Raw genomic sequence first — 9818 nt, forward strand, 5'->3', positions numbered from 1 at the left:
TTCCACCGAGTGGGCAAAGGCGTCGGCCTTGGGCGCCGCAACCTCGAAGATCGATTCCGTATCGAAAATACGGATGGAGCCGATCGCTGTCTTGGTCACGCCGCCCGCCTTGCACAGCATCGGCAGCAGCCAGCGCGGTTCGGCCTTGTGCTTGCGCCCCAGGCTCACCTTGAACCAGGTGCCGCCCTCGAAGCGTTCGCGGGTCCTGGGGTCGCGGTCGCCGGGTTTTTCGGGCGCGAAATCGGCGGTGATGTCCTCGGGCACGGGACGCGCTGCCAATTGCTGGCGCAGATAGGCCAGAGCGATGGCTCGCGCTGTGTGAGATGCTAACAGTCTGTTAGCGAATTCGGTCTCTTCGTCACTCTCGGGACGGGTGAGGTCCTCGGCCGCAAGGATATGGGCGCGATAGCGTTCCTCGATCTCGGCGGCGCTGGGCGGAGCCATGGTCGCCACGTCCAGCCTGGCGAATTTGAGGATGCGCTGGGCCACGCCCCGGCGGTGCATCGGGGCGATGATCACGCAGGTGCCTTTGCGCCCGGCCCGCCCGGTGCGGCCGGAGCGATGCAGCAAAGTCTCTGGATTCGTTGGCAAATCGGCGTGGATAACCAGATCGAGATTGGGCAGGTCGATGCCGCGCGCCGCTACGTCCGTGGCCACGCAGATGCGCGCCCGCCCGTCGCGCATGGCCTGCAAGGCATTGGTGCGTTCCGACTGGGTCAGCTCGCCCGACAGCGTCACCACGTCGAAGCCGCGATTGTGCAGCCTGGCCGACAGATGCTTCACCCCCTCGCGGGTCGAGGCGAAGACGATCGTATTCGCCGCCTCGAAGAAAAGCAGCGTATTGATGATGGCGTTCTCCCGTTCGGCGGCGGGCACCAGCATCAATTTATATTCAATATCAGCATGTTGCTCTTCGCCCGAGCTGGCGCTGATGCGCAGGGCGTCGCGCTGGAAGGTCTTGGCGAGCTGGGCAATTTGCCGGGGAACCGTGGCCGAAAACAGCAATGTCCGCCGCTCTTCAGGGGCGGCGTCGAGAATGAATTCGAGGTCCTCGCGGAAGCCCAGGTCGAGCATTTCGTCGGCCTCGTCCAGCACCACCGCCCGCAGCGCCGACATGTCGAGCGCCCCCCGGGTGATGTGGTCGCGCAGCCGGCCGGGGGTTCCCACCACGATATGGGCGCCGCGCTCCAGCGCCCTTCGCTCGGTGCGCGCATCCATGCCGCCGACACAGGACGCGGTGCGCGCGCCCGCCTCGGCATAGAGCCAGTCCAGCTCGCGCTGCACCTGCAGGGCCAGCTCGCGCGTCGGGGCGATCACCAGCGCCAAAGGCGCGCCAACCCCTTGGAAATGCTCTTCTTCCCCCAGCAGCGTCGGGGCGATGGCCATGCCGAAGGCCACGGTCTTGCCCGAGCCGGTCTGGGCCGAGACCAAGAGGTCGCGCCCGTCCGTTCCCTCCTCGATCATAGCCGCCTGCACCGCCGTCAGCGTGTCATAGCCCTTGGCGGCAAGGGCGCGGGCGAGCGGGGGCAGAATGGAGGAAGGCAGGGTCATCAGGGGCTTTCGATGCGGCGCTGAGGCGCGACTATACCATAATCAAGCAAAAAGGCCGCCCCGGCGGGCGGCCTCGCAATTCAGGCTTCTGCCGGCGCTTAGCCGACCAGTTCGTCATCCGAGAAGAAGAACTTGATTTCCTGGGCGGCGGTTTCGGGGGCGTCCGAACCATGCACCGAATTTTCGCCGACCGAGAGGGCAAACTCCTTGCGGATGGTGCCTTCGGCGGCATTGGCGGGATTGGTGGCGCCCATGATCTCGCGGTTCTTGAGGATGGCGTTTTCGCCTTCCAGAACCTGCACCACCACCGGGGAGGCGATCATCTGCTCGACCAGCTCGCCGAAGAAGGGGCGCTCCTTGTGCACCGCATAGAAGCCTTCGGCCTGGGCGCGGGTCATGTGGATCTTCTTGATGGCGATGGGGCGCAGGCCGGCATCCTCGAACTTGGCGATGATCTTGCCGATCAGGTTGCGACGGACGGCATCGGGCTTGATGATGGAGAAGGTGCGTTCGAGCGCCATGGATCGATCCTTGACTGGGTCTGTTGGAAAGGTGGCGCCTTTTAGCCGCAGATGGCGTGGGAAACAAGCCACGAGCTACGCGCCCGGCGCATGAATGGCAGCTTCCCGGCGCGCAGCGGTTGCCATTGCCGGCCCGAAACCTTATCGAACAGTCCGCGCATCGCCCCCGCCGCGCCCAGTCTCACCCCTTTTCGCCAGATCGCCCCGCCATGCTGACCATTTCCAATCTCACCTATCGCATCCAGGGCCGCGAATTGTTCGAGGATGCGAACCTGGTGCTTCCCGACGGCGTCAAGGCCGGCTTTGTGGGCAAGAACGGCACCGGCAAGACCACGCTGTTCCATCTCATCCAGGGCCATATTTCGGCCGATGCCGGCAATATCGAGGTCAACCGTAAGGCGCGCATCGGCGCGGTGGCGCAGGAAGCCCCCGCCGGGGAGGAAAGCGTGCTCGACGTGGTGCTGGCCGCCGACAAGGAGCGCACCGCGCTCATGGCCGAAGCCGAAACCGCCACCGATCCGCACCGCATCGGGGACATTTACACGCGCCTTGCCGATATCGACGCGCACACCGCCGAGGCCCGGGCCTCGGCCATTCTCAAGGGCCTGGGCTTCGAGCAGGAGCGCCAGCTCGGCCCGACGCGCGAGCTTTCGGGCGGATGGCGCATGCGCGTGGCGCTGGCGGCGGTGCTGTTCAGCCAGCCCGACCTGCTGCTCCTGGACGAGCCGACCAACTATCTCGACCTGGAAGGCACGCTGTGGCTGGAAAAATACCTGGCCACCTATCCCTATACCGTCTTCATGATCAGCCATGACCGCGACCTGCTCAACAAGGCGGTCACCTCCATCGTGCATCTCGAGCATCGCAAGCTGACCTTCTACAAGGGCAATTACGACACGTTCGAAAACACCCGCCGCATGCAGATGGAGCTCAACAACAAGAGCCGCGAGAAGACGCTGGACCAGATCGCGCATATGCAGAAATTCGTCGACCGCTTCAAGGCCAAGGCCACCAAGGCCAAGCAGGCCCAGGCCCGCGTCAAGATGATCGAGAAGCTGCGCCCGCCCGCCGCCATGTTCGACGAATATGCCGCGCCCTTCCATTTCCAGCAGCCGAAAATCGAGCTGCCGATGCCGATGATCACGCTGGACGGCGTGGCCACGGGCTATGGCGACAAGACCATTTTGCGCAACATCACCCAGCGCATCGACCCCGAAGACCGCATCGCCCTGGTGGGCGTCAACGGCAACGGCAAGTCGACCTTCGCCAAGCTGCTGGCCGGCGACATCCAGGCCACTTCCGGCACGCTGCGCTTCGGCAAGAAGCTGGAAATCGCCCATTTCGCCCAGCACCAGATGGACAAGCTCCATCCCGACTGGACGCCGCTCGAACATATCGTGGAGCTGATGCCCCTCGACAACGAGGCGCGCCGCCGTTCACGCCTCAACCAGATGGGGCTCACCACCAGCCGCATGGACACCAAGGCGAAAAACCTGTCCGGCGGCGAGCGGGCGCGGCTGCTGCTGGGGCTCATCACCTTCAAGGGGCCGAGCATGATGATCCTGGACGAGCCCACCAACCATCTCGATATCGACAGCCGCGACGCGCTGGTGCACGCCCTCAATGAGTATGAAGGCGCCGTGCTCGTCATCAGCCATGACCGGCACCTGATCGAGGCCACCTGCGACACGCTGTGGATCGCCGAGGGGGGCACCATCAGCGAGCTGGACGAAGATCTCGACAGCTACCAGCGCAGCATCACCTCCACCCGCGAGCCACGCTCGGGCAATGGCGGGCGGGGCGAGCGCAAGCTGTCCAAGCAGGAGGCCGCCGCGAAACGCGCCGAGGTCGCCCCCTTGCGCAAATCCCTCCGCGACCTTGAAACCCGCATGGACCGGCTGCGCACCGAGCTCGACAAGGTGGAAGCCCGGCTCGCCGATCCCGAGGTCTATAATGGCGCGCCCGAACAGGTCATCGCGCTGGGCCGCGACAAGTCCCGCTTCGCCACCGATCTGGCGGGAGCCGAGGAGCAATGGCTGGCGCTCAGTGCCGAACTGGAGGCCGCCGAGCGCCCCTGAGCCGCCGGGGCCGGTTGACAGCCGGTGCGCCATGGCTTCTCCTGCCTGCCGGATCGCCGCAGAAAGTGTTCTATGCGCCGCCTGTTTCGCTTTTTCTCCGCCCTCCTGCTGGTCTGTCTCGCTTTGCCCGCCGGCGCGCAGGAGATGACCAAGACGCAGCGCGCCGAAATGCTGCGCTTTGCCCATAACAACAGCCTGTTCGTGCTCTATCACGAAGTGGCCCATCTCCTTTTCGACCAGCTCGAATTGCCGGTTCTGGGGCGTGAGGAGGACGCGGCCGACAATGTCGCCACCTGGATCCTGCTCAATAAGAACACGCCTGCTTCTCGCCAGGCGCTGATCGATGCGGCCCAGGGATGGTTCTATTCCGGCGTCGCCTATAATAGCGGCGGCTATGAGAGCGATTTCGCCGCCGGCTACAGCCTGGACAAGCAGCGCGCCTATCAGATCGTCTGTCTGATGGTGGGCAAGGACCGGGCGTCCTTCCGCCCCCTCGCCAACAAATACGAAATCCTGCCCGACCGGCAGGATAGCTGCGGGCTCGATTATGACATGATCGACCGCTCCTGGACCAGGCTGTTCGCGGCCCGGCAGTCGATTGAAAAGCCGACCACCGTCACCGTCAGCTATCGCCATGCCAGCGGCAAGCTGCGCGGCGCCGTGGATGCCCTGCGCCGCAGCGGCATGCTCGAAAACGTGGCCGAGGAATTGCGCGCCCTGCCCCTGCCCCGCCCGGTGCGGTTCACGGCCCGGCGGTGCGGCGAGGCCAATGCCTTTTATGACTCGGATGCCATCGAGGTCATCTTCTGCTACGAGCTGATGCAGGACTATATGGACCTCTACGCCGACAACCGCTCCGCCGAAGAGCCGGTGCCTGAGCGCCGCGCCGGCTCGGGCCGGAGCAAGATCGACGCATTTTGAGGTGAAGGTTAGGCACTATCGCCCCCTCCCCCTTGCGGGAGGGATCAAGGGTGGGGGGCGTTTAGCCCCTATATTCGGGCTCTGGACACCCCCTCCTAACCTCCCCCGTCAAGGGGGAGGCGCCGCCGGGTGGGCGCGGCGCTATCGTGCCACAGCCCATATGCGATAGCCCTTCCCCCAAGGAAAGGAGGCGCGGGGCTGAAACCTCAGCGCGTGGCTTCGCATCCCCCACACACCCTACGCCTTCTTCACCCAACGCCCATCGGGCTCCTGCTGCCAATAGGTCAGCGCATTGCCCTCGCGCAGCGCCTTCCAGGCCAGCCGCGCTTCGGAGACCGCATCGGGATCGTGGCCGGAGAACATGTAGACCAGCCGCTCATAGCCCTGGGCCGATTGCGGCACGGCGCGGTCGACGAAAAAGCGCACCGCCGCGCCGTTGGGATTGTCGGCGCCGGTGGTGATGAGCACCGGCTGGTGCCGGTCCATCTCGTCGCCCGCCAGCCCATGGGCGAGAAAGCTGTCCTCGCGCCAGGTCCACAGATGCGCATCCAGCGCCTCGGCCCGCTCGGTCGAGCCCACTTCCACCACCGCGCGCCAGCCGCGCTCCAGCGTCTTTTCCAGCAATTGCGGAAGGACGGCTTCGAGCGGGCGGGCCTCGAGATGGTAAAAGAGCACGTCGGCCATGCCGGATCAGTCCTCGTAATGGTCTCGGACCAGCCGGTCGAGCAGCGCCACGCCGAAGCCGGGCGCCCAGGAGGCATTGATCTCGGAATTGCCGGCGCCGAAGCCGGTTCCGGCGATATCCAGATGCGCCCATGGCACGTCATTGACGAAGCGTTGCAGGAATTGCGCCGCCAGGATGGAGCCGGCTGGCCGGCCCGCCGAATTGCGGATATCGGCGAATTTGGATTCGATGATCTTGTCATAGGCCGGGGTCAGCGGCATGCGCCAGAGCTTTTCGTTGACGGCGAGGCCGGCGCCGAGCAGGCGGCTGGCCAGTTCGTCATTATTGGAAAAGAGCCCGGCATGCTCATGGCCCAGCGCCACGATGATGGCGCCGGTGAGCGTGGCCAGATTGATCATGAAGGCGGGCTTGAAACGGTCCTGCGTGTACCAGAGCGCATCGGCCAGAACCAGCCGGCCCTCGGCGTCGGTATTGATGACCTCGATGGTGGTGCCGCTCATCGCCTTGACGATGTCGCCGGGGCGCGTGGCCTTGCTCGAGGGCATGTTCTCCACCAGACCGATCACGCCCACGGCGTTGACCGGGGCCTTGCGCCGGGCCAGCGCCAGCATCAGGCCGGTAACGGCGGCGGCGCCGCCCATGTCGCCCTTCATGTCCTCCATGCTGGCGGCGGGCTTGATGGAAATGCCGCCCGTGTCGAACACCACGCCCTTGCCGACAAAAGCCACGGGCTGGCTGTCGGCCTTGCCGCCACGCCATTGCATCACCACCAGCCGCGCCGGCCGGTCAGAGCCCTGCGCCACGCAGAGCAGCGAATTCATGCCCAGTTCGGCCATGGCCTCGGGTTCGAGGATTTCCACTTCGACGCCGAATTCGGCCAGTTCCGCGGCCCGCGCGGCAAATTCCTCCGGCCCCAGCACATTGGCCGGCTCGCTGATGAGGTCGCGCGCCAAAAGCGTCCCCTCTACAGTGGCGGCGCGATCGGCGATGGCTTTTTCGGCGGCGGCCGGATCGGCCACATGCAGAGCTATTCTGAGATCGGCCGGTCCGTCCTCGGCGCGGGCGGATTTGTATTTGTCGAATTTATAGTGGCGCAGGCGCAGCCCGGCGGCCAGCTCGGCGATGGCGGCGGCGTCTGCGCCGGACTCGTCCACCACCACGGCGACATCGGCAGCGCGGGTGGCGGCGATCTTGACCAGCAGCGAGCCGCCCCGGTCGGTCCAGCCATTGCGTGGCAGCGCGGTCTCGGCCTTGCCGCGCCCCAGCACCAGCAGCCGCCCATCCGCGCCAAGCACGTCGAGCGCCTGTCCTTGCTTGCCGGTGAAGCTGGCCATGGCGGCCGCCTGGGCCCAATCGAGCCCGGTGCGGGCCCACAGGGCGGCGCCGGCCCCGGCGGGCGCTTCGTTCTCGGCGGCATAGATGATGGTCAGGGGGGCATTGGCGCCGGCAAGGGCAGCGACGCTTATGGTGATGGTCTGGGACATTTTCGGCCTTGAAGAATTGGCCGGCAGGAGGGCCGGCCCGATATGCGGTTCTACATTGAGGGCTTTGCCCGCCGCGTCAATCCCGCAACAATGGATTGAACAAATCCGGGCAAGGCCCTGCTCCGGCTTGCCTGCGGGGGCGAACTGCCGCAAGGTCCGCCGCGCAAGAGACAATGCCGGCCCGGTGCATGAAGAGACTCACCGCCTATCTCGTCCGCCTGTTCGTTATGGACGCCCTCATCCTGTTCGGCGTGCTCTGCGCGCTGTTGTGGATGGTCAATTGCCTGCGCTCTTTCGACGTCGTCTCGGTCAAGGGCCAGAGCGCGCTGGTGCTGGGCATACAGGCGCTCTACACCATGCCGCCGCTGGCCATCGCCTTTTTCTATGTCTGCATCGGCATCGGGCTGGTGCGCGCGCTTCAGGCGCTGCAAATCAGCCGCGAATTGCACATCATCCATATCAATTACGGCCTGCCCTCGCTGTGGCGGGCCAGCGCCGTGGTGGCGGGCGCGGGCGTGCTGGGCGTATTGGTGCTGTCCAATTTCATCGAGCCCTATGCCAACCGCCAGCTCAACGCGCTCAACGCCTCCATCGCGGCCGATCTGGTCAGCTCCACGCTGCGGCCCGGCCGCTTCACCCAGGTGACGCCGGGCGTGGTGCTGCTGATCGGCGGACGCGCCGCCGATGGCGAGATCAGCGAGTTCTTCGCCGACGACCGGCGCGATCCCGAGGTGCGGCGCACCTATATCGCCACCTCGGCGCGGGTGGCCACCGACGGGCAGAATTACGTGCTGGAATTGCGCGACGGCACCCTGCAAAACAGCGCCGCCGACGGACGTTTTTCCGAAGTCTCCTTCATGCGCTACGACGTCAATGTCGAAACCCTGGCCCAGGCGATCAGCTATGTCGATCCGCGTTCGGAAAAGGACAGCGTCGAGCTGGTGACCACCGCCCTGTCCAGCGGCGAGTGGGATGAGGGATTGACCATGCTGTTGGCCAACCGCTCGGCCGAAGGCCTGCGCGTCATCGGCATCGCCATGGTGGCGCTGGCGCTGGCCGGTTTTCCCAGCGGGCGACGCACGCGCATCGCCATGCCGCTCGAAGCGGTGGTGCTGCTCATCGCCTTTGCCGAGCGGGGCCTGAGCGCCTATAGCCCGCTGGGCGCCGCCACAGGCGCGCTGGGGATGATCGGCGTGGCCGGGGCCGTCATCATCTGGCGCACGCGGCCGCGCCGCGCCGGCGAGGTTTTGGCATGACCCGGATCGACTGGCTGGTGACCGCGCGGCTGGGCAGCCGCATCGCCGTCACCCTTTTCGTCTTTTACGGCATCATCGCGCTGGTGGAATCGCTCGACACTTGGCGCTTCAATTTCGTGGCCGAGGCCCATGGCCTGCCCACCGCCATTCTCATGGTGGCGATGAGCGCGGTGCGCTGGACCATCAAGACGCTGCCGGTGACCATTCTGATGGGCGCCATCCTGGGCTTTCTCGATCTCAAGATGCGCCATGAACTGACCGTCATCCAGGCCAGCGGCATTTCCATCTGGCGCATCGTGCGCATGCCGGTTCTGGTCATGGCTTTGGTGAGCCTCGTCGTCGGGCTGGGGCTGGAAACCTTCAGCACCAGGATCAACCGCGAGATCAACCCCACCCCGCCGGGGCTGGTCACCCTGCTCACCCCGCCGGGCGAAATCTGGCTCGAACAGCGCGGCCAGGGGCGGCACTATATTCTCATGGCCAGCGGTATGCAGGCGGGCGGCTCGGTGCTGGGCCAGGTGACGCTGTTTCACATCCGCGGCGGCGACGCCGCGCGGGTGGAGGCAAACGAGGCGCGCCTGGAGGAAGGGGAATGGGTTTTCCCCGAAGCGGTGGTGCGCAATCCCGACCGGCCGGCCTTCCGCGTCTTCAATTATCGCATCCCCACCAGTTCGACCGCCGCCGAATTGGGCCTCAAGTTGGCTTCGGCCGAAGACATGACCTTTTTCGAGATTCTGGGCCTGTTGCAGGCGGGCGTCGCCGATCCCTCGATCAAGGCTGCGGCCACCATGCGGCTGTTCAAGCTGCTCTCGCTGCCGCTGGTGCTGACGGGGGCCCTGTTCATTGCTTTTGCGTTTACCGCAGGTTATCGAAGAGGCTCTAATTTTGGGCCTGCGGTTTTGTACGGAATTATGCTCGGGTTCGTTGTGTTCGTGATTACCGAGATGGCCGATCGTGCCGGGTCCGCCGGCGTTCTCGATCCCAGCTTTGCGGCAATCGGACCGGCGTTTGTGGCAATCGTCATCGGCGTGACGGTCTTGCTGCGCAAGGAAGATGGGCGCGCGTGAGGATTTTGGCGAAGGGCAGGAAGGGGAAGGGGCTGCGTCTGGCTTGCGCCGGCGCGTTGCTTGCGCTCGCCCTTCCCGTTGCCGGCCATGCGCAGGGTCTGGTGCCCGCCGATTTCTTCAATGCCGAGATCGACCCCGCCGCCCCCACCGCCGTGGAGGCCAATACGCTCACCTTCGACAGCGTCGCCAATGTCATCACCGCCAGCGGCGACGTGGTGCTGCGCCAGGGTGGCTATACGATGAAGGGCGAGAACC

General features: G+C 65.5%; 9 protein-coding genes. 5 read left to right on the forward strand and 4 right to left on the reverse strand.

Translation table 11 applies throughout. From position 1 onward, the window contains the following. On the reverse strand, positions 1–1551 hold a 1551-nt coding region (locus VDP82_RS08855; protein ID WP_323014486.1), incomplete at its 3' end, for a DEAD/DEAH box helicase. Positions 1552–1649: 98 nt separating this feature from the next. Continuing rightward, positions 1650–2072, reverse strand: coding sequence for a nucleoside-diphosphate kinase (ndk, locus tag VDP82_RS08860; RefSeq protein ID WP_323014487.1), 423 nt, complete (start codon positions 2070–2072; stop codon positions 1650–1652). Between the two features lie 209 nt (positions 2073–2281). On the opposite strand from ndk, the gene VDP82_RS08865 reads away from it, so the two are divergent. After that, positions 2282–4150, forward strand: a complete 1869-nt coding sequence (locus VDP82_RS08865) for an ABC-F family ATP-binding cassette domain-containing protein (RefSeq protein WP_323014488.1) — start codon at positions 2282–2284, stop codon at positions 4148–4150. 144 nt (positions 4151–4294) lie between these two features. Further along, entirely contained in the window at positions 4295–5071 is a 777-nt protein-coding gene (locus VDP82_RS08870; protein WP_323014489.1) for a DUF4344 domain-containing metallopeptidase, read from the forward strand. Between the two features lie 237 nt (positions 5072–5308). Here VDP82_RS08870 and VDP82_RS08875 read toward each other — a convergent pair whose 3' ends face one another. Beyond that, on the reverse strand, positions 5309–5755 hold the full coding sequence (locus VDP82_RS08875) for a DNA polymerase III subunit chi (RefSeq protein ID WP_323014490.1): 447 nt from the start codon (positions 5753–5755) through the stop codon (positions 5309–5311). A gap of 6 nt (positions 5756–5761) precedes the next feature. Then, positions 5762–7240 (reverse strand): leucyl aminopeptidase, encoded by a 1479-nt coding sequence (locus VDP82_RS08880; protein WP_323014491.1) that lies wholly within the window; start codon positions 7238–7240, stop codon positions 5762–5764. Between the two features lie 188 nt (positions 7241–7428). Between VDP82_RS08880 and VDP82_RS08885 the strand changes: the two genes are divergently transcribed. From VDP82_RS08885 to VDP82_RS08895, 3 genes are all read left to right on the forward strand, one after another. Beyond that, complete coding sequence (locus VDP82_RS08885) at positions 7429–8496, forward strand: LptF/LptG family permease (protein ID WP_323014492.1); 1068 nt, start codon at positions 7429–7431, stop codon at positions 8494–8496. Next, positions 8493–9563: an LptF/LptG family permease gene (locus VDP82_RS08890; protein ID WP_323014493.1), complete on the forward strand. Its 1071-nt coding sequence runs from the start codon at positions 8493–8495 to the stop codon at positions 9561–9563. Before VDP82_RS08885 ends, VDP82_RS08890 begins: the two co-directional genes overlap by 4 nt. Further along, the coding region (locus VDP82_RS08895) for a hypothetical protein (protein ID WP_323014494.1) at positions 9560–9818 on the forward strand (259 nt) is incomplete at its 3' end. The genes VDP82_RS08890 and VDP82_RS08895, both read left to right, overlap by 4 nt.

This window comes from Devosia sp., from assembly GCF_034675085.1.
Classification (GTDB): Bacteria; Pseudomonadota; Alphaproteobacteria; order Rhizobiales; family Devosiaceae; genus Devosia.